This is a genomic window from Planctomycetota bacterium (assembly GCA_039819165.1).
Lineage (GTDB): Bacteria > Planctomycetota > Phycisphaerae > Phycisphaerales > UBA1924 > JAHCJI01.
Genome location: JBCBSM010000001.1, coordinates 1,901,879 through 1,924,854, shown reverse-complemented (window position 1 = coordinate 1,924,854; position 22,976 = coordinate 1,901,879). Strand labels below are relative to the sequence as shown.

General features: G+C 72.3%; 19 protein-coding genes. 9 read left to right on the top strand and 10 right to left on the bottom strand.

Going from position 1 to position 22,976, the window contains the following annotated elements:
- The first annotated feature begins 13 nt into the window (after window positions 1-13).
- From AAFX79_08375 to AAFX79_08360, 4 genes are read left to right on the top strand one after another with little or no spacing between them, the layout of a single operon-like run.
- Entirely contained in the window at window positions 14-1,312 is a 1,299-nt protein-coding gene (locus tag AAFX79_08375; protein MEO1008568.1) for a HAMP domain-containing sensor histidine kinase, read from the top strand.
- The gene (locus AAFX79_08370) at window positions 1,305-1,706 is read left to right on the top strand and encodes a response regulator (GenBank protein ID MEO1008567.1); all 402 of its coding nucleotides are present in this window, start codon (window positions 1,305-1,307) and stop codon (window positions 1,704-1,706) included. Before AAFX79_08375 ends, AAFX79_08370 begins: the two co-directional genes overlap by 8 nt.
- Window positions 1,699-2,130: a response regulator gene (locus AAFX79_08365; protein MEO1008566.1), complete on the top strand. Its 432-nt coding sequence runs from the start codon at window positions 1,699-1,701 to the stop codon at window positions 2,128-2,130. Before AAFX79_08370 ends, AAFX79_08365 begins: the two co-directional genes overlap by 8 nt.
- The gene (locus AAFX79_08360) at window positions 2,127-2,522 is read left to right on the top strand and encodes a response regulator (protein ID MEO1008565.1); all 396 of its coding nucleotides are present in this window, start codon (window positions 2,127-2,129) and stop codon (window positions 2,520-2,522) included. The genes AAFX79_08365 and AAFX79_08360 overlap by 4 nt, the downstream gene beginning before the upstream one ends.
- A 29-nt stretch (window positions 2,523-2,551) precedes the next feature.
- Here AAFX79_08360 and sat read toward each other — a convergent pair whose 3' ends face one another.
- Entirely contained in the window at window positions 2,552-3,727 is a 1,176-nt protein-coding gene (gene sat, locus AAFX79_08355; GenBank protein MEO1008564.1) for a sulfate adenylyltransferase, read from the bottom strand.
- Window positions 3,728-3,844: 117 nt separating this feature from the next.
- Window positions 3,845-5,020 (bottom strand): glycosyltransferase, encoded by a 1,176-nt coding sequence (locus AAFX79_08350; protein MEO1008563.1) that lies wholly within the window; start codon window positions 5,018-5,020, stop codon window positions 3,845-3,847.
- A gap of 88 nt (window positions 5,021-5,108) precedes the next feature.
- Between AAFX79_08350 and cysC the strand changes: the two genes are divergently transcribed.
- Complete coding sequence (cysC, locus tag AAFX79_08345; GenBank protein MEO1008562.1) at window positions 5,109-5,723, top strand: adenylyl-sulfate kinase; 615 nt, start codon at window positions 5,109-5,111, stop codon at window positions 5,721-5,723.
- On the opposite strand, the gene gltX is transcribed toward cysC, so the two are convergent.
- Both gltX and AAFX79_08335 read right to left on the bottom strand, forming a co-directional pair.
- Entirely contained in the window at window positions 5,716-7,410 is a 1,695-nt protein-coding gene (gene gltX / locus AAFX79_08340) for a glutamate--tRNA ligase (protein MEO1008561.1), read from the bottom strand. The genes cysC and gltX overlap by 8 nt on opposite strands.
- A 94-nt stretch (window positions 7,411-7,504) precedes the next feature.
- Window positions 7,505-8,809, bottom strand: a complete 1,305-nt coding sequence (locus AAFX79_08335; GenBank protein MEO1008560.1) for a S8 family serine peptidase — start codon at window positions 8,807-8,809, stop codon at window positions 7,505-7,507.
- A 301-nt stretch (window positions 8,810-9,110) separates the two neighbouring features.
- Here AAFX79_08335 and fusA point away from each other — a divergent pair, with 301 nt between their 5' ends.
- The 3 genes from fusA (at window position 9,111) to AAFX79_08320 (ending at window position 12,711) form a co-directional block, all read left to right on the top strand.
- Window positions 9,111-11,189, top strand: a complete 2,079-nt coding sequence (gene fusA / locus AAFX79_08330) for an elongation factor G (GenBank protein MEO1008559.1) — start codon at window positions 9,111-9,113, stop codon at window positions 11,187-11,189.
- Window positions 11,190-11,353: 164 nt separating this feature from the next.
- Window positions 11,354-12,175: an ankyrin repeat domain-containing protein gene (locus AAFX79_08325; protein ID MEO1008558.1), complete on the top strand. Its 822-nt coding sequence runs from the start codon at window positions 11,354-11,356 to the stop codon at window positions 12,173-12,175.
- 128 nt (window positions 12,176-12,303) lie between these two features.
- Window positions 12,304-12,711, top strand: a complete 408-nt coding sequence (locus AAFX79_08320) for a hypothetical protein (GenBank protein ID MEO1008557.1) — start codon at window positions 12,304-12,306, stop codon at window positions 12,709-12,711.
- Window positions 12,712-12,858: 147 nt separating this feature from the next.
- Here AAFX79_08320 and AAFX79_08315 read toward each other — a convergent pair whose 3' ends face one another.
- The 6 genes from AAFX79_08315 to AAFX79_08290 all read right to left on the bottom strand — a co-directional run bounded on the left by AAFX79_08315 (window position 12,859) and on the right by AAFX79_08290 (window position 21,484).
- The gene (locus AAFX79_08315) at window positions 12,859-14,691 is read right to left on the bottom strand and encodes a HAMP domain-containing sensor histidine kinase (protein MEO1008556.1); all 1,833 of its coding nucleotides are present in this window, start codon (window positions 14,689-14,691) and stop codon (window positions 12,859-12,861) included.
- Window positions 14,692-14,695: 4 nt separating this feature from the next.
- A complete protein-coding gene (locus AAFX79_08310) occupies window positions 14,696-15,409 on the bottom strand; it encodes a response regulator transcription factor (GenBank protein MEO1008555.1) in 714 nt (237 codons plus the stop codon).
- Window positions 15,409-17,805 carry a VIT and VWA domain-containing protein gene (locus AAFX79_08305; GenBank protein ID MEO1008554.1) on the bottom strand — a complete coding sequence of 799 codons (2,397 nt, stop codon included), beginning with the start codon at window positions 17,803-17,805 and terminating at the stop codon, window positions 15,409-15,411. The genes AAFX79_08310 and AAFX79_08305 overlap by 1 nt, the downstream gene beginning before the upstream one ends.
- A 120-nt stretch (window positions 17,806-17,925) precedes the next feature.
- The gene (locus tag AAFX79_08300) at window positions 17,926-19,161 is read right to left on the bottom strand and encodes a hypothetical protein (protein MEO1008553.1); all 1,236 of its coding nucleotides are present in this window, start codon (window positions 19,159-19,161) and stop codon (window positions 17,926-17,928) included.
- 68 nt (window positions 19,162-19,229) lie between these two features.
- Window positions 19,230-19,865 carry a response regulator gene (locus tag AAFX79_08295; GenBank protein MEO1008552.1) on the bottom strand — a complete coding sequence of 212 codons (636 nt, stop codon included), beginning with the start codon at window positions 19,863-19,865 and terminating at the stop codon, window positions 19,230-19,232.
- A gap of 5 nt (window positions 19,866-19,870) precedes the next feature.
- Window positions 19,871-21,484 carry an ATP-binding protein gene (locus tag AAFX79_08290; protein ID MEO1008551.1) on the bottom strand — a complete coding sequence of 538 codons (1,614 nt, stop codon included), beginning with the start codon at window positions 21,482-21,484 and terminating at the stop codon, window positions 19,871-19,873.
- Between the two features lie 22 nt (window positions 21,485-21,506).
- Between AAFX79_08290 and AAFX79_08285 the strand changes: the two genes are divergently transcribed.
- A complete protein-coding gene (locus tag AAFX79_08285; protein ID MEO1008550.1) occupies window positions 21,507-22,937 on the top strand; it encodes a transcription antitermination factor NusB in 1,431 nt (476 codons plus the stop codon).
- Window positions 22,938-22,976 lie beyond the last annotated feature (39 nt).

Below are 22,976 nucleotides of genomic sequence, written 5' to 3'. Positions count from 1 at the left end.
GGGCGTCGGCTCCGTGATCGTCGTCACCTCGTCGGGCAACGAGGATATAGCCGCCCGCGTGTTCCGCCTGGGTGCCGCGGACTACATCCGCAAGGACACGGCGTTCGGCGATGAGGCCAACTTCCGCCGGGCGCTGCTCGAATCGCTGCGCCGCTACGACCTCGAGCACACCACCCGGGAGCTCACGCGGCGGCTCAAGCAGGCCAACAACGATCTGACGACCAAGGGCGAACGGCTCGCGGCCATGTCCGAGACGGCGCACCGCTTCGTCGAGGACGTCGCCCACGAGTTCCGCACGCCGCTGGCGGTCATCCAGGAATTCGCCTCCATCATGGGTGATGGCATCGGCGGCGAGATCAGCCCCAAGCACGGCGAGTTCCTCGGCTTCATCGTCGATGCCACACGTGATCTCACCCAGCTGGTCGACGACTTCCTGGACGGCGGCAAGCTGCGGGCCGGCACGCTCCGCGTCGCCCGGCAGCCGATCGGCGTCGACGCGCTGCTGGATTCCGCCTGGCCCATGCTCGAATCCCGGGCCCGCGGCATCACGCTCGAGCGGCATCTGGCGGCAGATGTCCGCGATGCCTTCGGCGACCCGGACAAGGCCCGCCGCACGCTGATCAACCTGGTCATCAACGCCATCAAGTTCTCGGGCGCGGGCACGGAGGTGGCCGTGTCGGTCCGGCGCGACGGCGACGATGCGATCCGCATCGCCGTCGAGGACCAGGGCCCGGGCATGACCGAGGAGCAGCAGACGCAGCTCTTCGAGCGGTTCCGGCAGGCCGACGCCATGGAGACCTTCGGCAGCAAGGGCTTCGGCCTCGGGCTGAGCATCGTGAAGGAGCTGGTGGACATCAACCTCGGGGCGGTGGACGTGCGGAGCCGGCTGGGCGAGGGCAGCACCTTCTCCTTCACGCTGCCCACGCCGCAGCCACGGAGCGTGCTCGGGCACTACCTGCGGTGGCTCGCCCGCGAGCAGCGGCACGAGCAGGTCGCGGCCCTCCGCGTGCAGCGGGACGAGCCCGCGGGCGACCGCGACGCGCTCTTCGCGTTCCTCGCGACCGAATCCCGGGCCCACGACCTGCAACTGCCCGATCCCGCGGGCGACGGCGTCATCCTGCTGGGCCCCGCCCAGGACCCCGCCGGCTGGCGGACCCGCCTGCTGGCGCTCGATCGCGCTCGGCCGCAGGCCGGCCCCGGGCAGCCCCCGGGCGCGATGCGGTGCGAGCACCTGGGACGGTGGGACCTGGCCAGCGCCGAGCCGCCGCTTCTTGCCATCGTGACCCGAACCCAGGAGGCCGTTCATGCCTAGGTCCGTGCTGATCGTTGACGACGAGCCCGCCATCACGGTGGCGCTCATGACCCGCCTCCAGGCCCACGGCTACGAGGTAAACCACGCGCTCAACGGTCTGGCGGGCGTCGAGGCCGCCGCGCTGCACCTGCCCGACGCCATCGTCATGGACATCCGCATGCCCGACATCTCGGGCTTCGATGCCTTCGAGCGGATCCGCCGGCTGCCCCAGCTCGAGCGCACGCCCATCGTCTTCCTGTCGGCCCACGCCCAGGAGTCCGCGCGGCGGCAGGCGATGGAGATCGGGGCCGCGGGCTTCCTCACCAAGCCCTACGAGGCGGCCGACGTCATCGCCGCGCTCGAGAGCGCCATGGCCGACCAGCCCGAGATCCATGGCGAGGTCGGCCATGCCTGACCCCGCATGCACCGTGCTCGTCGTCGATGACGATCCGGGCCTCATCGCGGCCATCCGCACGCGGCTCGAGGCCCGCGGCATCGCCTGCGTGACGGCATCCACCGGCGCGCAGGGCATCGCCGCCTTCCGCTCGAGCGACGTCGACCTCGTGATAACCGACCTGTCGATGCCCATGGGCGACGGCGTCGCGCTCGCCGACGCGGTGCGCGCCGAATCGAGCGTGCCGATCTTCGTGCTCACCGGCCGCACGCACGACTATCGCCGCACGCTGCGGGGCATCCGGGACGCCACCGTGCTCCAGAAGCCCATCGCGGGCGAGGCCCTCGTAGCCCTAGTGCTGCATGCGCTAGGACGGCCCAACGGATCGAGTGCATTTGGATCGAGTCGGGAGCTGGCCAGCGTGCTGGAAGGAGAGTCGCCATGAGCAGCCACACCATTCTGATCGCCGACGATGATCGCCTCTTCCTGGAGGCCGTCCGGGCCCGCCTCGAGGCCGAAGGCTTCGAGGTCATCGCCGTGCAGGACGCCTACCAGGCGCTCGAGCAGGCGCGGACCCGCCAGCCCGACGTGCTGGTGCTGGACATCAACATGCCCGCGGGCAACGGGTTTAGCGTGCAGCAGCGGGCCGACAAGATCGAGGAGATCGCCGGCATCCCCGTGGTGTACGTCACCGGCGCCAGCGCCGAGGCGGTCGACTCGCAGGCCATCGAGAAGGGCGCCTTTGCGGTGGTCCACAAGCCCTTCGAGACCGCGGAGCTGCTGGACGCCATCCGCGGGGCCCTGGGCTACTGGACCGACGGCCGCGTTGCGGCCTAGGCCCGGCCGGACCGCTCAAGGGAAGCCTGCTAGCCGCTCGTCGCCCACGCGATGAGCACGTCGGCCACCTCCGGCCGCGTGAACTCCGCGGGCGGCCGCTGGCCCTCCTGCAGCATGCCGCGGACCTTGGTGCCGCTCAGGAAGACCTGGTCGCCCTCGATCTTGGGGAAGGTCTTGCCGCTGACCATGCCCTGGGCCTTGTGGCTCCAGGCGGCGTGCTCGAACTTCAGCGGCTCGATCAGCAGGTCGCCCGCCTCCAACTCATCGAAGATGTTCTGCGCGTCGTAGGTGCCGTAGTAGCTGCCCACGCCCGCGTGGTCGCGGCCCACGATGAAGTGCGAGCAGCCGTAGTTCTGCCGCACGATGGCGTGTAGGACGGCCTCCCGCGGGCCGGCGTAGCGCATCGCCGCCGGCATCACCGTCAGCATCGTGCGCTCCTTGTTGAAGTAGTTGTCGATGAGCGTCGTGTAGCACTCCATGCGCACGGCCGCGGGGATATCACCCGGCTTGGTCTCGCCGACGAGCGGGTGGATCAGAATCCCGTCGGTGATCTCCTGGGCACACTTGCACAGGTATTCGTGGGCGCGGTGGATCGGGTTGCGCGTCTGGAAGGCGCTGACCGTCGACCAGCCCTTGGCCTCGAAGGCCGTGCGGGTCTGCGCAGGCGTCAGCCGGTGCTCCAGGAAGGCCTCCGGCCCATCGGGGTCGACGCACAGCGTCACCACCTCGATCGGGCCGGCTAGGCAGGTGTCGCCCTCGGCCTTGACCGCCTGGGCGCCGGGGTGCTCCCCGTCGTCGTCGCCCGCCTGGTTGAAGAAGATGATCGCCTCCCGCTCGCGGTCGTGGGGGTAGACCTCCTCGATCGTCATCACCGCCTGCAGCGCGCCGTTGGGCGCGTGCAGCGCGACGCGATCGCCCGCCTTGGGCGCACCCGCGCCGTCCACGCTCAGCGTGATGGGGATGGGCCACCGCACACCGCTGGCCAGCCGCATGCCGCCCACGACGCCGTCGAAGTCGGCCGACCCCATGAAGCCCGTGAGCGGGCTGAAGGCGCCCATGCCGATCATCTCGACGTCGCAGGACTGCTTGGCCGACAGCTCGATCCGCGGCAGGCCCGAGGCCTCCTGGATGAGCTCGTCTCGGCGGGCCCCGGTTGCGACCCGGTCCACAAGCGTGCCGCCGTGCGGCTGGATCAACCCTCGCATCTGTATCTCCTGCCCCACGCCGGAATTGCTCGGGGGGAGGCGAGGTTATGACGCACGCGGCCCTGGAGCAACGAACCGGCCGGCAGGTGGAGGGATGTTCGGGTCTCCCTCGTCCACTCAGGGGCGGCGACGGGATTCGGCCCGCCGCGCCGCGAACCGGACCGCCGCCTCCATCCCGTCGACCATCCGCTCCACGGCGTAGGCCGTAGTCGCCGTCGCGCGGGCGGCCTCGCCCATACGCCGCCGGCGTTGGTCGTCCGCCAGGATCTCGCGCAACGCGTCGGCGATCGAGTCCGCCGACGCGGCATCGACCGCGAGCCCGTTCTCGCCGTGGCGCAGCGCCTCGATCTCGGGGCCATGCACCCGCGGGTCGCCGCTCGTGACCACGGGCACGCCGTAGCCCATCGCGTGCAGGATGCTCAGGCCCATGTACTCGGGATAGCAGAACACGTCGGCAGAGAGGAACCACGGCGCGATGCTCGGCTCGCCGTACACCGCGCCGGGCATGCGGACGCGATCGGCCAAGCCGAGCTCCTCCGCGAGCGACCGCAGCTTCGGAGCCTCGGGGCCATCGCCCACGATCGCCACGGTGAGCGTCGGAATCTCGGCGTGCAGCAGCGCCGCGGCTCGCAGCAGGAGGTCGACGCGATTCTGCTCGACGAGGCGCGACACGAAGAGCACCACGGGCCCGGCGTCGAGGCCGTGCTCCCGACGGAAGGCGGCGAGCCGATCGGGCTGGCCGAGCCACTCCTGGCGTTGGTCCTGGATCGACCGCTGGTCCATCGCGTTCTGTGCAACGTGCAGCTTCTCGGGCGCGACGCCCCGGCCGGCGAACAGGTCGCGTCCGCGGTCGTTGTAGAAGAGCAGTGCATCGGCCAGGCCCGCGAGCATCGTGCGGAGCCGGAGCGCGACGGCCGTCTCCCGCAGCGAATAGCCGTGCCCCCAGAGCACCGTGCCAACGCCCGCGCGACGCGCCCGCAGCAGCGCGGGCACGAGGCTCGCAACACCCGCGTTGAATTCCAGGATCGCCACGTCCGCGTGCGCCGGATCCACGGCCCGCAGCTGGGCGTCCTCCCAACGGACTTCTCGGGGCCAGCCCAGCAGCGCGCGGCGCCGCACCGGGGAGGCCGCGAAGCCCTCGGCGTCCACGTTGGGCACCTTGCTCGTGCCGGAGTAGAGCACCTCGACCGACAGGCCCGGCCGGCTCGCCAGCTCGCGGAACACCGGCACGCGATACCCGGGCAGCCCCGGCTGCTGGATGCGCACGCGGATCGGGCTTCCCTCGGCAGGCACGGCCCGCAGGATATCGGCATTGCCCGGCGTGGCGTCTATCATCCCTTCTCGCGTCGCGGAGCGGCGGATACCCAAACAGGAGGCGGAAATGACCCAGGCCAAGGCCACCAACATCCACTGGCACGAGGGCGATCTGAGCCGCGACGAGCGGTGGGGCAACCTCAAGTGCAAGGGGGCCACCGTCTGGTTCACCGGGCTCAGCGGCTCGGGCAAGAGCACCATCGCCAGCGCCCTCGAGCAGGTCCTCGTGCAGCAGGGCACCGCGGCCTACCGCCTCGACGGCGACAACGTCCGCCACGGCCTGAACAAGAACCTGGGCTTCTCCGCCGAGGACCGGGCCGAGAACATCCGCCGCATCGGCGAGGTCGCCAAGCTCTTCGCCGACGCCGGCGTGCTGGCGCTCACCAGCTTCATCAGCCCCTACCGCAGCGACCGCGACCTCTGCCGCCAGATGCACGACGACGCGGGCCTGCCCTTCTTCGAGGTCTTCGTCGACACGCCGCTGGATGTCTGCGAAGAGCGCGACCCCAAGGGCCTCTACAAGAAGGCCCGCGCCGGCGAGATCAAGGGCTTCACCGGCATCGACGATCCCTACGAGGCCCCGCCCAGTGCCGAACTGGTCCTCAAGACCGCCGAGCACGACGTCGAGGCCTGCGTGCGGCAGGCGCTGGAGTTCCTCGAGGGCCGGGGGTTGGTCAGCTAGCCGGCAGCGTATTCGCCGCCACGCACCGCTCGATCCGCGTCACCACGCCCTCGCGGCCCACCAGCGCGAGCGTCTGCCCCAGCCCCGGGCTCACCGTGCCGCCCGTGACCGCGATCCGCAGCGGCTGGGCCGCCTTGCCCATGCCCAGGCCCTTCGCCTCGCACCATTGCTTGATGGCCGTCTCGATCGCGTCCGCCTCGAAGGGCTCGACTTTGCCCAGGACACCGGCGAGTTCGCGGAGCGCCGCCAGCCCCTCGCCGTCGTTCTTGAGCAGCACCTTGGTGACGGCCCTCTCGTCGTACTCCAGCGCATCGCCGTCGACGAGCGCAAACCGCACGACGCCGGCCGCCTCGCGGAAGATCCGCGTGCGGGGCCTCGCCGCCGCGGCGGCGAGGGCGAGGCGATCACCCAGCTGCTCCAGGGTTGCCGCGTCGTAGCGCTCGAGCCAGGTCCGCCAGGCGTCGGCGAACTCGGCATCGCCCATGCCGTTCTGGATCGTGTCGGCGTTGAAGGCCAACAGCTTCTCGCGGTCGAACTTGCTGGCGCTCTTGCCGATGCGCGGCAGGTCGAAGGCCTGAGCCAGATAGCCCATGCCGAAGCGTTCGAGATCCGTGCCGTCCTCGTTCTTGGCGCCCGGGTTCCAGCCCAGCAGCGCCAGGTAGTTGCACAGCACTCCGGGCAAGTATCCGCTGCGGCGGAAGTCCTCGACATCGATCTCGGGCGGCGTGAAGCCGGTGGCGTCCGCGATTGCGCGCAGGTCGCCGGTCTCTAGCTGCGACTTCTTGTCCTTCTGCCACGCCCGGAACGCATCGTCGCCGATAGTCCCCGTTGGCGCGGCATCGATGCCCTCGGCCTTGCAATGCGCGCGCAGCGCCTTGTCCTTGTCCCGCTTGCTCATCTTGGAGTTGTCTGGATTGAAGATCAGCGGCAGGTGCGCGTACACCGGCGTGCGGTAGCCCAGCGCCCGCTGCAGCGCGACGTGCCGCGGCGTGTTCTGCAGGTGCTCCTGCCCCCGCAGCACGTGCGTGACGCCCATCGCCTGGTCGTCGACAACGACCGCGAAGTGGTAGGTCGGGAAGCCGTCGGCCTTTCGGATCACGAAGTCGTCCAGCTCGCCCGCGGCGAAGCGGACCTCGCCCAGGACCTCATCGTCGACGACGACGTCGTGATCGGGGGCGAGGAAGCGGACCACGTGCGGCTCGTTGTGCATCCGGCTGATGCGCTCGGCCTCGGGGATGTCGAGCGCCGCGCGGTCGTAGCGGTAGGTCTCGCCCGCGTCCCGGGCGGCACGGCGCTTGGCGTCCAGCTCCTCGGCCGTCTCGAAGGCCGTGTAGGCGCGGCCGCTCTCGAGCAGCGTCGCGAGCGCCATGTTGTACTCGTCGATCCGCTCGGCCTGGAAGAAGGGGCCGACGCTCCGCGGATCGCCGCCGGCGCCATCGAACTCGGGTCCCTCGTTCCACGTGATGCCCAGCCACGCGAGGTCCTCGAGGATGCCCCGCGTCGCGGCCTCGCTCGACCGCTTCTGGTCGGTATCCTCGACGCGGAGGACGAATCGGCCGCCGCGGCCGCGGGCGTAGGCCCAGCAGAACAGCGCGGTGCGGGCGCCGCCGACGTGCAGGTGGCCCGTGGGCGACGGCGCGAACCGCGTGACGACGCCCGGGGCCCCGGAGTGGTTGGTGTCGGTCATTGGACCATCGTAGTGGGAGCGCACAACAAGGCCCGGGCGTCGGCCCGGGCTCATGGTGGGATCTGTTGCGCTTGGTCGTCTTTCGCGCCGCGGGCTAGGGGCAGCCGGCAACGAAGAAGTTCTGGAACTCCAGGAAGTCGAAGATGTTGAGCACGCCGTCGCCGTTGAAGTCGGCGGCGGGATCGCCCGCGTCGAAGAGGTTCTGGAAGGCCAGGAAGTCGAAGATGTCCAGCACGCCGTCGCCGTTGAGGTCGGCGGTGCAGACGGGGTCGAGGCCGATGGCCGCCTCGGCGTTGACCAGCCCGTAGCCGAAGTCGTTGTCCTTGCCGGTGGCGCCCAGGTCGATGGCGGTGTCGATCAGCCGCTGGCGGATCTCGTCGTTGATGCGGCCGTTGCCGTTCTCGTCGGTGATGCCCGCGGCGATGACGAGGGCCGCCACGCCCGCGGCGTGGGGCGAGGCCATGGAGGTGCCGCTGAACTCGTCGTAGCTGCTATCGGAGTTGGAGGTGGTCGACAGCACGTCGACGCCCGGGGCGACCAGCTCGAGATCGGGGCCGCCCTGCGAGAAGCCGGCGCGGCGATCGCGGTCGTCGGTGGCGCCGACGGCGATGACCGTGTCGTAGCGGGCGGGGATCGACACGCTGCCGCCGCCGCCGTTGCCCGACGAGGCGAAGTGGATCGTGCCGTTGTCCCAGGTGGCCTGGAAGGCGTCCTCGACGAGCCGCGAGCCGCCGCCCAGCCCGTAGCTGTTCGTGGTCACGGGGATGTCGTTGTCCAGCACGTACTGCAGGGCGTTGATGGTGCCGCTGGTGCTGGGGAAGAAGGTGCCGATCTTGAGCATGTACAGGTCGGCCTCGGGGGCGGCGCCGACCACGCCCGTGCCGTTCAGGGCCGCGCCCACCGTGCCGCTGGTGTGCGTGCCGTGGCTGAAGGGGTCGGAGAAGTCGGGGCTGTCGATCTCGAAGTCGTAGCCGAAGACGAAGTTGGCCGCGATGTCCTCGTGCGTCGCCCGCAGGCCCGAATCGAGCACGGCCACGCCGACGCCGGTGCCCTTCTGGCCCGCGGCGTGGACGGCCTCGCCGTTGATGCGGCTGACGCCCCAGGTCGCGTCGTACTCGGTGTGCCACTCGCCCGTCGCGTTGAGCTCGATGCCGACGACGCGGTCGCTCAGGGTGAACAGGTCCACGTCGCTGCCGAAGGGGATCTCGGCGTGCAGGCCGGGCGCGACGGTCCAGGCGGTGATGACGCGGCCGCCGACGGACTCGACCAGGGCGATGTCGGCCGGCGTGGGCGTGGTGGCGAACTCGATGAGCACGTCGGCCATCTGCTCGACTTCGTCGGCGTGGGCGGCGGTGCAGGCGAGCAGGCTCGCCGCGGCGATGGTCGTCCGGATCGGCATACCGATTTTCTCCCGTACAGAAGTAGTCCACGTCGGGGAGGCTTCGCCCTGCCCGACGCTCTCCTTGAACATACCACCATCACTGGGTTTGGGCAGGTGATGACGGCCGCTAAGGCCTAGCCCGGACACCGCTTGGCCCGTTACCGGAAGCCGGGGGTGCGGTCGCGCCCGCGGCCGGGTGGTTTCCCGGTATGATCGCGATGGCCCGCAGGCGACCAGATCCGAGGGGGTTCCCTGGCCGCGCGGGCCGCGAGGTTCCGCCGCGCGCCCGCCGGTGCGCCAGATTCCCGGAGGCACGACCATGGCCGCACGCAGCCCATCCTCGATCCGCAACCTCCTGCTGGCGGGCCACGCCGGCGCCGGCAAGACGCTGCTGGCCGACCGCCTGCTGCATGCCGCCGGCGCCATCAACCGCATGGGCTCCATCGAGGACGGCTCCACGGTGTGCGACTGGAGCGACGAGGCCAAGAAGGCCGGCCACAGCCACGCCAGCTCGCTCTGCCACTACGAGCGCGGCGACACGCTGGTCAACCTCATCGATTCGCCGGGCCTGAGCGACTTCCTGGGCCATGCCATCGCGGCGATGCCCGGCGCCGGCATGGTCGGCGTCGTCGTGGACGGGGCCAAGGGCATCGGCACCAACACACGCCGCGTCATGACCGTCGCGCAGCAGCGCAACTTGCCGCGCATGCTCATCGTCAACAAGATCGATGACGAGCAGGCCGACCTTGAGGCGCTGGTCGAGACGCTCCGGGCCACCTTCGGCGCCGTGTGCGTGCCCGTGAACCTGCCCACGGCCGACCGCGGCGGCGTCATCGACGTGCTGGGCGAGGGCGGCACGGGCGACCCGCTGTTCAGCGGCATCGAGGATGCGCACACCAGCATCGTCGAGCAGGTGGTCGAGGTCGAGGACGACCTGATGACCCAGTACCTCGAGGGCGGCGCCGCGTCGCTCGATCGCAAGGCGGTGCACGACGCCTTCGAGCGGGCGCTCCGCGAGGCACACCTGGTGCCCATCTGCTTCGTGAGTGCCAAGACGGGCGCCGGGGCCGACGCGCTGCTCGACCTGATCGAGCACCAGTGCCCCAGCCCGCTGGAGACCAACCCCCGCACCTTCGAGAAGCTCGACGACGACGGCGGCGTGGCCGAGGAGTTCCATCCCGAGTCCGATGCCGCCAGGCCGCTGCTCGCGCACATCTTCAAGGTGGCCTCGGACCCCTTCGTGGGCAAACTCGGAGCGCTCAAGGTGCACCAGGGCACCCTGAAGCTCAAGGACGAGGTCTACATCGGCGACGGCCGCAAGCCCGTGCGGGTCAACACGCTGTTCAAGCTGCAGGGCAAGGACCACGTCGAGGTCGCCGAGGCGGGCCCGGGCGAGATCGTGGCGATTAGCAAGATCGACGAGATCGCGTTCAACGAGGTGCTGCACGCCAGCGCCAGCGAGCACCTGCGGCTGCGTCCGCTGCCGCTGCCCAAGCCAATGTTCGGGCTCGCCGTCACGCTGTCGAACCACAAGGACGAGAGCAAGTTCGCGCCGGCGGTCGCCAAGCTGCAGGCCGAGGACCCCTGCTTCGTGGTCGATCGCGTCGCCGCCACGGGCGAGACCGTCGCCCGCGGGCTGGGCGAGATGCACCTCCGCGCCGTCCTCGATCGCCTCAAGGACCAGTACGGCATCGACGTCGAGACCCACACGCCCAAGGTCGCGTACAAGGAGACCGTGACGGCGCCGGCCGAGGGGCACCACCGCCACAAGAAGCAGTCGGGCGGCGCGGGCGAGTTCGGCGAGGTCTACCTCCGCGTGGCGCCCCTCAACGGCGACGTGGACGACGCCGGCGAGCCGCCCCCGCCCTTCGAGTTCGAGAACGCCACCGTTGGCGGCTCGATCCCCCGGCAGTTCATGCCCGCCATCGAGAAGGGCGTCCGCCAGGCCCTCGAGGAGGGCGCCATCGCCGGCTACCCGATCACCGGCGTCAAGGTCGAGGTCTACGACGGCAAGCACCACCCCGTCGACAGCAAGGAGACGGCCTTCATCAAGGCCGGCAAGAAGGCCTTCGTCGACGCCGTCCGCAAGGCCAAGCCCGCGCTGCTCGAGCCCTTCGTCGAGGTCGAGGTCCACGCGCCCTCCCAGTACATGGGCGACATCACGGGCGACCTGTCCACGAGGCGGGGCCGCGTGCAGGACTCGGCCGTCGACGGCGACAGCTGCATGGTGCGGGCCATCGCGCCGCTGGGCGCACTGCAGAACTACGCCAACGAGCTCAAGAGCATGACCCACGGCGCGGGGTCGTACATGATGGACTACAGCCACGACGAGCGGACGCCGCCCAACGTGCAGGCCGAGGTCGTCGCCGCCTACAACCCCCACGGCGATGAGGACTAGGCCCGAGGCCGGCACGCCCGGGCGGCGATTGCTGTCCGCCGGGCGGGCGTTCGGCCGACGTACAGTGGCGACGGCGGCGGACGCGCCCGGTCCGGGGCGGTCCGCGGCCCTGCACGGCACCCGGCGCCGCGTGCGGCGGCCGGTTTCTCTGGAAGGTGCATGACATGAAGACTCTCGCGGGCCCCATCGTGCTGGCCGCCTTCGCGCTCCTAGGCGTGGTCATGATCGTCGTGGCCATGCTGCTGCCCGGCACCCCGCCCCTGCCCCAGGACGGCGCGGGCACGACGGCGAATGGCGCCGTGGCCGACGGTTCGGCCGCACCATCGGGCGCGCCGGCGTCCACCGATGGCGCGCAGCGGGTCGCCACGCAGGCCAGCCCCGAGCAGCGGCTGCTGGAGGCCGCGGCGACGCAGGACCGCTCGGGCGTCGAGGCCGCGCTCGCCGACGCCGCCGACGCCAACGCCGTCATCGACGCCCAGACCGCCAGCGGCCTGGCGATCGAGGGCCACGAACTGGGCACGTCGGCGCTCATGCTCGCCAGCGGCTCGGGCGACGCCCGCATGGTCGCGCTGCTGCTCGCCGCCGACGCGGACGCCAACCTCGAGTCCGAGTCGGCCCGCACCGCGCTGATGCACGCGGCCGGCGGCGGCCACACCGACGCCGCCATCGCGCTGCTCGGCGCCGGCGCCGACGCGGGGGCGCGCACCGTCGAGGGCCGCAGCGCGCTCATGCTCGCCGCCCGCGCCGGAGCGGCCGACCTGTGCGGGGTGCTGCTCGAGGCCGGCACCAACCCGGACATGGCCGACGTCGACGGCGTGACGGCGCTGATGCACGCCGCCGACGGCCGCCACCTCGACGCCGTCGTCGTGCTGCTGGGCGCGGGCGCCGATCCGCTGGCCACCGACGCCCGGGGTCGCACCGCCCTGGACCGCGCCGGCGAGGCGGGCGCCATCGCCCAGGTCATCCGCGAGGCGTCGGGCGGCTGAGTCCACGCCCGCATAACCGCCCTGGGCGGCGTGACGGAACTCCCCCGCGCGGCCCGTGCGCTGGGGTATAGTCGCCGCCGCGGTTTCGGATCAGCCGCGGGCCTCCGGCGGTCGATAATGGAGCAGCCATGGACAGCGGCGGATCGGGCATCTCGGGCGTGAATTCGGGGCTGAACGCCGCCCTGGGTGCGGGCCAGCTCCGGCTCGTCCCGGGCCAGCGGCTGCTCGTTCGCCCGGTCGGCCAGCCACCGGTCCCGGACGCCAGCCAGGCCGCCCGCACGACCGACCGCGTGGACATCACGCCCGCGGCCCAGGCGTCGCCGGCCACCTACGGCACCACGGGCCTCGCGTCGACGACCACGCAGGGCGCCCGCCAGCTGATCGCAGCCCGCGTGAGCCAGCCGATGGACTTCGTCTCGGGCGCCGTCGCCAGCCGCGACGGCCTGCCCTTCTACACCAATCCCGCGCAGGCGAACGTCGCCGCCACCCGCGTCGGCGCCGCGTCGGCCGGCTCGGCCCTCGACGTCACCGCCTAGAGCATCTTCGAGCGCTCCGTCGCGGCCGTCCGGCCGCGACGCTCGCTCTGGTACGGCCTCGCCGGAGTGAATCCGGCGGGCCTAGGCGAACGCACACGCAACACCTGGTTCGAGCCTGCACTAGCCGCCGCTGCCGACCTCGGTCACTCAGCTCCGCGTGGCCAGCCGCAGCGTGAGCGTGAATCGCGCGCCGGCGCCCTCGTACCCATCCGGATCGTCCAGCGCGATCGTCCCGCCCATCTGCCGTGCCAGACCGCGTGCGAGCGCGAGGCCCAGGCCCAGGCCGTGCTCGGTGTATTCGTCGCGGGCGGCCCGGTGGAAGGGCTCGAAGATCCGCCGCCGCTCGTGGCTCGGCACGCCGGGGCCGTGGTCCCGCACCGAGATCCGCACGCGATCGCCGTCCGCGTGCGCAACCAACTCGATGGTGGGTGACTCGGCGGGCAGCGCGTACTTGCACGCGTTCTCGATGAGGTTGCCCAGGATGCGGCCGGCCGCCTCCGCGTCGGCGTCGACCACGACATCGCGCACCTCGACGGGCGACCGCACCACCAGAGACCGGCCCGTGCGTTCCACGCCGGGCCGCTGCTCGGCGGCAACGCGATCGAGCAGCACGCCGACGGTGCACCGGCTGCCGTTGCCCGAGTGCCCGCGGCGGCCCAGCCGCGCGTACACCAGCACGTTCTCGATGATCCGCGCCAGCCGGCCGGATTCGTCGCGGAGGGTGGCGACGAAGCCTTCCCGCCGCCGATCGTCGAGCGCCGCATCGCTCGCGAGCAGGTCGGCGTACAGCCGCACGGTGGTCATGGGCGTGCGCAGCTCGTGGGTGACCGCCGACACGAAGCGGCCGCGGCGTTCGGCCAGGCTCGTCGACAGCCGCAGCACGACGCCGATGGCCAGCACCGCCAGCAGCGCCGCGGTCCAGGTCATGGCCAGCACGATGCCCAGCGGCGTGCCGAGTTCCCGCCACGCGCTGCCCCGCTCGGGCAGCCGCAGCGTCGCGGGGATGACCGCCAGGCCCCGACCCGCCGAATCGATGGATGTCGCGTCGCGCGCGGGCTCGATGGTCAGCCCGGGCGCCAGCCCCGCCACCTGGCCCGCGAGCCAGTCCCGCAGCGACGGCCAGTCCAGCCACACGCCCTGCCGCAGCGTCCGCTCGCCCACCGATACCTCGCGGACGAGCACCAGTTCGTCGCCCCGCAACCACGAGGCCGAGAACGCCCCGAGCGACACGCGGGGCTGCTCGCGGTCGGCCACCCGCGGCGGCGCCGGGCGGGACCGCGATTGCAGCCGGAGGTCGGCATCCGCACGCTCGTCGGCCTCGCCCGGTTCGGCCGCGGAAAACTCCGCGAGGCTCCGCTGCCCGCCGAGCTGGGCGGCGGCCGCGGTCTCCTGCCGCGCAATCAGGTCGGCGTCGCTGGCACGCTCGGGCGCGTCAAGGCGGCGGTCGAACTCCGGCGGCGGCGCTCGCTCGGCCTCGGCGTCAACCGCACGGTGGAGCGAGTGCGCGGGCATCCGCAGCAGCTCGGCGAGGTGCAGCCGCAGCGCCTCGGCCGCGATGACGTCGTCCGAGGCGACGTACTCCGCCTCGGCCAGGTCCCGCAGGTTGCCGTCGGGCGCCTGCGGACTGGAGAGTGCGCCGCCGGCGTCGACCTCGAAGTGCAGCTTGACGAACGGCGGCACCTCGGTCAGCAGCGGGCTGGGCACGAGCACCTCGCCCGGCTGCACCGGCCCGAGCATCGCGCTATATGCCCGCTCGGCGGGATGGAACGCCCGGTAGTGGAAGTATGGCCGCGCACTCTCGGCGGCGAGCACCGCGGTCAGCGCCGAGTCCATCCGCCACAGCGCGAGCCGCGCGGCCTCGTCGCGGCGACCCTGGCGTTGCAGGTCCAGGGCCTTCCACGCCGCGTAGCCCAGACCCTCGAGCACCGCCAGGGCGCACACGACGTAGACGATCCACGGGATGAGCCGGCGGGTCCGCACGGGGTCATGCTAACTGCGCAGCAGCGCCGTCCGCGAGCATGTAGCCCTTGCCCCGCACCGTCACGATGACGCGGGGCTCGGCCGGATCGTCGCCCAGCTGCTCGCGGAGCCGGGCGACGGCCATGTCCACCGTCCGCGTCCGCACGCCGCGGGGGTCGAGTCCCCACACCCGGCTGAGCAGCTCGTCCCGCGAGATCGCCCGCCCGGGCGAGCCGGCGAGGTAGGCCAGCAGCGCCGCCTCCTTCTCGGTCATCATCGAGGGCGGGCCGCCGTCGCGGCGCACCTCGCGGCGTTCGAGGTTGACCCGCAGGCCGTCGATCGCCAGCTCCCGCACCGCCGCCGGCCGCTCGGCCGACCGCCGCAGCACCGCCTCGATGCGGGCCATCAGCTCGGCGGTGCCGAAGGGCTTGACGACGTAGTCGTCGGCGCCGCCCCGCAGGCCCCGCACGCGCTCGTCCTCTTCGCCCCGGGCGGTCAGGAAGATGACCGGCAGCCCGGGCTGGGCCCGCCGCAGCTCGGCGAGCATCGCGTGCCCGTCCATCCGGGGCATGCGGATGTCCAGCAGCACCAGGTCGAAGCCGCCGCCGACGGCCAGCCGCAGGCCCTCTTCGCCGTCGCCCGCCGTGGCGAACTCGTAGCCGAAGGCGTCGAGGGCGTCGCCGACGGCCTTCCGCACGCCGGCGTCGTCCTCGACGATGAGCAGCCTCGCCCGGGCCATCAGGGCGCCCTCGCGGCGGGCGCCTGACGCACGAGCACCGTCCGCCCGCCGCGGTTCAGCAACAGGTCGGCCTGCAGCGCGAGCAGGCCCAGGCGGTTCTCGCGGGCCAGCTCACCCGCCAGCTCGAAGTACCGCTCGCTGGCGAACTCGACGATCTCGTCCACGTCGGCATCCTTCGCCTCGGCCCGCTCCAGCAGCGAATGGTCGACCCAGCGGTCGCCGCGGGCGAACAGCGTCTGGTCGTGCACCTGCCGCATGCCGGTGAGCACCAGCTGTCCGCCACCGGCGGTCTCCATGCGGTTGGCCTGCACCTGGGCGGCCTGCTGGGTAACGAGGTTCTGGACTTCCTGCCGCACCCCGGCGGCGCCGCTGCGCTCCCGCTGGGCGCGGCGGAGGTTCTCGGCGACGAAGAGATCTCGACGCTGCACGGCCGACTCGCCGGGCGCACCGGCGGCATCCTGCGCACGACCGGCCCGCTCCCAGTCCACCTGGAACTGCGACCGCAACGCGACCTGCGGATCGTCGATCCTGTCGAAATCACTCCGGCCATCGATCGCGGCGAGCTGATCATCCAGATCGACGCCCGGTTCGATCGCCAGGAACGCCGTGTACTCGGTCAGGATGCCCCAGCGCGTGCTCAGCCGTACGATTTCGTCGATGAGTTCGGTGCTCGGTTCGGCCTGGCCGCTCGCGCCCGCGTCGCGGACGGCGTCGACCAGCTGCGCGATCCGCCGCTGCGCCCACAGCCGGGGCACGAAGGCGTTGTCGACCGTGGCGTCGTCGGGGTCGAACCGCATCTCGAAGGTGCGATCTTCGTCGCCGCTGCGGCCCCGCAGCACCAGCCGGAGTTGGTCGTCCAGGCTCGTGTAGCGACCGAGCACGACGAGCTGGTCGCCCTCGAAGACGTCCGGCAGCGTGCCGGGCAGCACGTCGTGGATGTTCGTGATCGCGTCGGGCAGCAGCACGGGCGCCGCCAGCACCGGCCCGGTCAGCCGTCGGAACACCTGGCTGACGCTCTCCTCGACGTCCTGCTCGGGCAGCACGAAGGTGGGGGCGCCGCGGGTCGCCCGGCTGACGGCGCCGATCAGCGGCGCGTTGACGTCGTAGCCCACGCCGAAGCCGAAGATCCGCCGCCGGTGCGTGTTGCCACTGGCGACGGCGTCGCGGATCTCCTGCTCGCTGGTGCGGCCCACCGTGGGCAGGCCGTCGGTCAGGAACATCACCATGGGCAGCGCATCGCCCGCGGGCTCGGCCCGCATCGCCGCGACGAGCGCGTCGTGGATGTTGGTGCCCCCGCCCGCCTGGATGCTGTCGATGTAGGCCCGCGCCGCGGCCGCCGACTCGCTCGTCTTGGCGACGGCCCCATCGCGGAAGTGATCGACCGAGCTCGAGTAGGCGATGACGTTGAAGTACTCGCCGTCCTCCAGCCCCGCGATGACCTGCCGCGCCGCCTCGCGGGCCTGCGCCAGCTTCTCGCCCCGCATCGAGCCCGACTTGTCGATCACCAGCGTGACCTCGCGCTTGGCGGCGTGCGCGACGCCCTCGGGCAGCGCGGGCGGGCCAGCGACGAGCATGAAGTAGCCGCCCTCGCCCTCGGGGTAGGCCAGGAACGACGTCGCGATCGAGCCCTTCGCCAGCGGCTCGCGGAGCCAGCTCAGTCGCATGGATCCGCTGCTGCCGCTGAACGCCTCGGGCGATACGCTGACGCGTAACCGGGTTGCGTCCAGCCGCTCGATGGCGACGTCGTGCGTCGGCGAGTACGTCGCCGCGATCGGCCGCGAGCCCTCGATGGTCATCGCGAAGGACCACGGCGTGGAGCCGATCGCCAGATCGGCCGACCGCAGCAGCGTGTAGTCGAGCCGGTCGCCGTCGGCGGGTAGCACCTCCTCGTAGGTCAGGCTCACGACCTGCTCGCCGCCCGGCGGCACCGGAAAGACGCTCGACCGCAGCACGCCCGTGCCGGCGAACTCCAGCAGGGCGGGGTCCTTCATGGACTGCACGATGCCGTGGTAGATGCGGCGGGCCTCGTCGGCGGGCAGCAGCGTCGCGATGCCGTCCTCGCCCAGGGTCTCGAGGTGGAAGCCGCGGACCGCGGCGTTGCTCGGCACGGGCAGCAGCACCTGCGCCTCCTGCTGGCGGCGGCCGTGGTTGAACAGCGTCATGCGGATGGTGGTGGTGGCGGCCGACTCGCGGGCGGTTGCCTCCACCTGCACCGACCGGAGTTCGATGTGGGCCTGGCGATCGGGCGCGATCACCCGCCGCGCCTGCGGCACCACGACGTGCACGTCGCGGGCGAGCTGGGCCGCCGCGGGAGCGGCCGCCGCGAGGGCCACCACGCCCGCCGCGAGAATCCGAGAAAGGCCGCGGGGACGAACGAGACGCCGGCTGCGATGCATGGGTCACCTCCCGGGCCGCATTCCGGGCGGCCCTCACCCAATATGTACCAGATCATCGGCCATCGGTGCGCAACGCCCGCGCAACGCCCCGCCGCGGCGGCAGTGTCGCGACCTAGGGGCCTAGGCCTCCAGCCGGTCGGCGAGGTCCAGGATCGCGTCGGTGGCCGCTAGCGAGGCCTCCAGCCCCTCGAAGCGGCGGGCGATCTCGCCCAGGGCATCGCGTTGCGCCGACAGCGCATCGGCGTCGGCGATCAGCGTCCCCGCCGCGTCCGCGATGGGCTCGGGGCCGGCGAAGTGGGGGACGAGCTCGGTGACCACCCGCTTGCCGGCGATCAGGTTGGGCAGCGTGAAGTACCGCGTGGATACCACCCACCGCGCTAGCAGGTGGTACAGCAGCCGGCTGGACTTGTAGAAGACCACCATCGGCCGCGCCTGCCGCGCGATCTGCAGCGTCACGGTGCCGCTGACGACCAGCGCCAGCTCGCACCAGCGCACGGCGGCATCGGTGTCGGCCGCGACGAAGGCGACGCCATCCGGGATGCCGCCGTGCTCGCCCGCCAGATCCCGCAGCCGTCCCTCCACGGCATCGTTGACCGCGACGATCAGCCCGCGCGGCGGTTCTCCACTCCGCTGCGCGCGCTCGTCGCGCGCAAGCCGCCGGAACGCACCGAGCAGCAGCGGCAGGTTCTTCTGCAACTCGGAGGGCCGCGAGCCGGGGAACATCGCGATGCGCCGCGGGCCGTTCTCGCCGCCCTCGCACCAGCCCGGCAGCACCGCCGCCCGCCGCTCGGCGTCCGCGGGGTCGAGGTCGTGGTCGAACAGCGGGTGCCCGATGAACCGGGCGGGCACACCCCGCGTGGTGAACCAGCCCTCCTCGAAGGGCAGCAGGCACAGCACCAGGTCGGTCAGCCGCCGCAGCTTGGCGACCCGCCACGAGCCCCACGCCCAAACCTGCGGCGCCACCAGGTGCACCACGCCCCCGCCATGCCGCTTGGCGATCGCCGCGATCGGGAAGTTGGCCGCAGGCGAGTCGACCGGCACGTGCAGCACGGGCCTGTGCTGCGCGATCCACCGCTCGAGGCGCGCGTTGATCCGCCGGTGCTCGCGGATCTTCGCGAGCCCCGGCATGCCCATGACCGCGTCTTCGCCGGTCCGCTCTACGACCACGGCGCCGGCGGCCTCCATCTTGGGGCCGCCCCACGCGTACACCGGCCGGCCGGGCTGCCGCCGGATGATCTCGGCGATCACCGGAGCGGCGTGGTCGTCGCCGCTGGGCTCGAAGGCGGTGAACAGCAGCGGCCGCCGCGTCACGCGGGCATCGGCATCCGCTGGAGTGGGCGTCATGGGATCGGCCACGGGCGGGAGTGAAGCGCCACGCCGGCGGCGGGTCAATCCGCGGGCCCGCCCCGCCCGCGGCGGCCCCGTCAGAAATCGGCCGCGATCAGCCAGGCCGACGGCGTCGCGTCGAGCGCCTGGGCCACCAGCACGAGCGACTCGAGGCTCGGCAGATGGGCGCCCCGCTCGATGGAGCTCAGCTGGCTGACGCTCACCCCCGAGTGCTCGCTCAGCTCCTTGAGCGTCCAGCCCTTCTCGGTCCGCGCCAGCCGCATCTGCCGGCCCAATTCCTGCCGCAGCCGATCCTGGGGCCGCAGCCCGAGGCCGAACTGCTGCGCCGCCTGCGCCAGCACGCGGCGGAGCTCGTCGGGGTCGAAGGGCTTGGCGACGTAGTCGAAGACCTGCTGCTTGAAGGTCTCCCGCATGCTGTCCATCGTCGGGTGGCCGGTCAGCACCACGACGCACAGCCGCGGCCAGCGCTCGCGAATGACCGCCAGCACGTCCTCCCCGCGGACGCGGCCCATGTGCATGTCCAGCAGCACGACCTCGGGCAGCTGCTCCTGGCAGGTCGCGTACAGCTCGTCGCCCGACGCGACCGCTCGCACCTGGTGGCCATCGGTCGACAGCATGCCCGTCAGGTACTCGCGGAAGTCCGCGTCGTCGTCGAGCGCGACGATCGACAGGCTCGGGGCGGTCGGGGCATCCTCGGCGATGGCGGCGGGCACGGTGGTTATGGTACGTTCGGGCCGTCCCCCGCGTTCTCCGCATCCCCACGCCCGGAGCGAGCGGCGCCCGCGAACGCCGGCAGCAGGATCTCGAACTGGGCGCCCGGGGCGCCCGCCCGCCGATCACCCAGGTTGCGGGCCACCAGCACCCCGCGGTGCTCGCGGACGATGCCGTCGGCCACCGCCAGTCCCAGCCCCGACCCCTTGGCGTCCAGCCGCGTGCTGACGAAGGGCTCGAACAGCGTCGCCATGATGTCCGCGGGGATGCCCGGCCCGTTGTCGCTCACCGTGATCGACACCCAGTCCGAATCCTCGCGAGACAGTGTCTCGGCGTCGATCGCAATCGCTGGTGCGGCGGTCCCCGATTCCACGAGCGCCTCCGCCGCGTTGCGCACCAGGTTCACCAGCACCTGGACGATGCGATCGCCGTCGCACTCGAGCGCCAGGTCCGCCGGCGTGCGGTCGGCGATCGCGACCCGCTGCACCGATTCATCCAGCGACAGCAGCTCGAGCGCCTGCGTCACGAGCGCCGCCACCGACCGCCGGTCGACCGCCGGCGAGCGAACGCGGGCGAAGTCGAGCAGCCCCTCGCCCAGACGCTCCAGCCGATCGACCACCCGCTTCATGAGGTCGGCGGTCGCGGGCTCGACGCCCTTCTCGGGATGCCGACGGAGCTGATGCACCAGCCCCTTGACCACCGCCAGCGGCGTGTTGATCTCGTGCGCGATGCCCGCGCTGAGCATGCCCAGGCTTGCCAGGCGGTCGGCGTCTGCGAGGTTCCGCCGCGCGTTCTCGAGCAGGTGGTTCTTGCGCTTCAGGTCGCCGGCGACCCGCTCGAGTTCCTCCAGCGTGCTGGCCAGCTTCCGCTCGTTGCGCCGCAGCGCGGCGATCGAGCGGTTGCGGCTGCGCATGATCTCGCCCAGCTCGTCCTCGGGCATCATCCGCTCGTCGATGAGTTCGTCATCCCGGTGGCCCCGCTGCACGGCGCGATCGGCCTGCAGCATCAGCCGGATGGGCTCGTAGACGTTCCGCGGCAGCACGAAGATCTCCAGCGCCGCGGCCACCAGCGTGTACAGCCCCAGCAGCGACAGCAGCAGGATGAGATCCAGCCGGGCGACCGACGCCCGCGCCGCCTCCAGCCGCCGTTCGAGCACGTAGTAGCCCGCACCCGCCGCGTGCGGCACGTACACGCCCGCCGCGCCCGTCGCCCGGCCGTGGGGCAGCGGCACGGGGGCGCCCGACGCCTGCTGCAGCCGCGCGATGTCCTCGCCCCGCAGCGACAGATCGCCGGCCGACCCCCAGCGGAGCACCGCGTCGCCCGTGACGGTCCGCTCCCCCTGCGCACGGCCGTCGGCGAGGCCCCTCAGGTCCAGCGTCGCCAGCACGAAGAGCGCGTCCTCGGCCTCGGCCTGGCGCAGCAGGTCCTGGATCGCCGGCCGCAGCGCGAAGAACAGCAACGCCGCCAGCACCCCCGAGAAGGCCGTGTGCAGCAGGAAGATCTTCTTGCGGATCCGCATCGTGCCCAGGAACCGCCGGGCCGCTCGGCCACCACGGCCGCGGCCCCGCCGGGTGCGACGGGCCGCGGCGTCGGCTCCTTCGGCGGCGGCGGATTCGGGCACGCGTCATCCTACACTGGCCCCCTTGGCATCCCCCCGCAACAGAGCTCGCCCCCGCAAGGGCCGCGCGAAAGCCCCGCCGCCCGCGACGGCCCGGGGCGTGGTGCACGCCCGGGTGCGGACCGAGGTCGGCCGCTTTCCGGACCTCGGGCTCGAACCGCTAGCGACGAATCACCTCGACGCCCGCGACGCGGCCTTCGCCCACGCCCTCTACGACGCGGTCGTCCGCCGCTGGCTCACGCTCGAGCACCTGGTCGCGGCGCACGCCGATCGACCAGTGGACGCGATCGATGCCACGGTGCGCGCCGCGCTGCTGGTCGGCGCCGCCCAGCTGGTCTTCCTCGATCGCGTGCCCCCGCACGCGGCGCTCAACGAGGCCGTCGAATGGACGCGGGCCGCTGGCAAGCCCCGGGCGACCGGCTTCGTCAACGCGCTGCTCCGCCGCATCGCCGCCGCCATCGAGCGCGACGACGACGGCCGCCCGCGGACCACCGAGATCGAGATCGGAGCGCCCGATCGGCTGCCCCTCGCCGACGGTCGAGCGCTCGAATTGGCCGCGCCGCTCCTTCCCGAGGACCGGGACGCCTGGCTCGCCGCGGCCACGAGCACGCCCGCGTGGCTGCTCGATCGCTGGCGGGCCCAACTCGGCGAGGAGGCCGCCGAAAACCTGGCGATGCACGGCCTCGTGCATCCGCCGGTTGTGCTCAACCTGCGGCACACCGCATCGCCCGTCGAGGGTGACCTCGACGCCGGCCAGATGCTCACGCCCCACGAGTCCGGGGGCATGGCGGTGCTCGGCCCGCCCGGCGCCAGCCCCCGCGTGCTGCTCGCGGCGCGGCGGGACGCCTGGGCGCAAGACCCAACCTCGGCCGACGCGCTGGGCATCGCGTCCGATGCGCCGCCGCCGGCGCTCGCCGTCGATCTGTGCGCCGGTCTGGGCACCAAGACGCGGCAGCTCCGCGCGGTGCATCCCGCCGCGCGGATCCTCGCGTGCGATGCCAACGCCGCCCGCCGCAAGACCCTTGCCCGCGTCTTCGCGGATGACGACCGCGTCGAGGTGCTCGACATCGACGCCGTCCGCTACGAGGCCGCGGGCCGCGCCGATCTCGTGCTGCTCGACGTGCCCTGCTCCAACACCGGCGTGCTGCCGAGGCGGCCCGAGGCTAGATACCGCACGGGCGACGCGCAACTCGAGCGGCTCGCTGCCATCCAATGCGACCTGCTGGTGCAGGCGCAGGCGATGCTTGCGGCCGGGGGCCACGTGATCTACGCGACGTGCAGCATCGACGCCGACGAGAACGAGGCGATCGCCGAGTGGGCGCGCACCGCGCTGGGCTTCAACCTTGTCGCGTCGCGCACCACCCTGCCGACGGGTCGGCCCGGCGACCCGCCCGAGCTCTACCGCGACGGCGGCTTCGCGGCGCTGCTGCGTGCGTCGCCCGCGGGCGGGCGGTAGCCCGCGTGGCGGGGGTCTACACTGGCTGCCGCGAGGGGT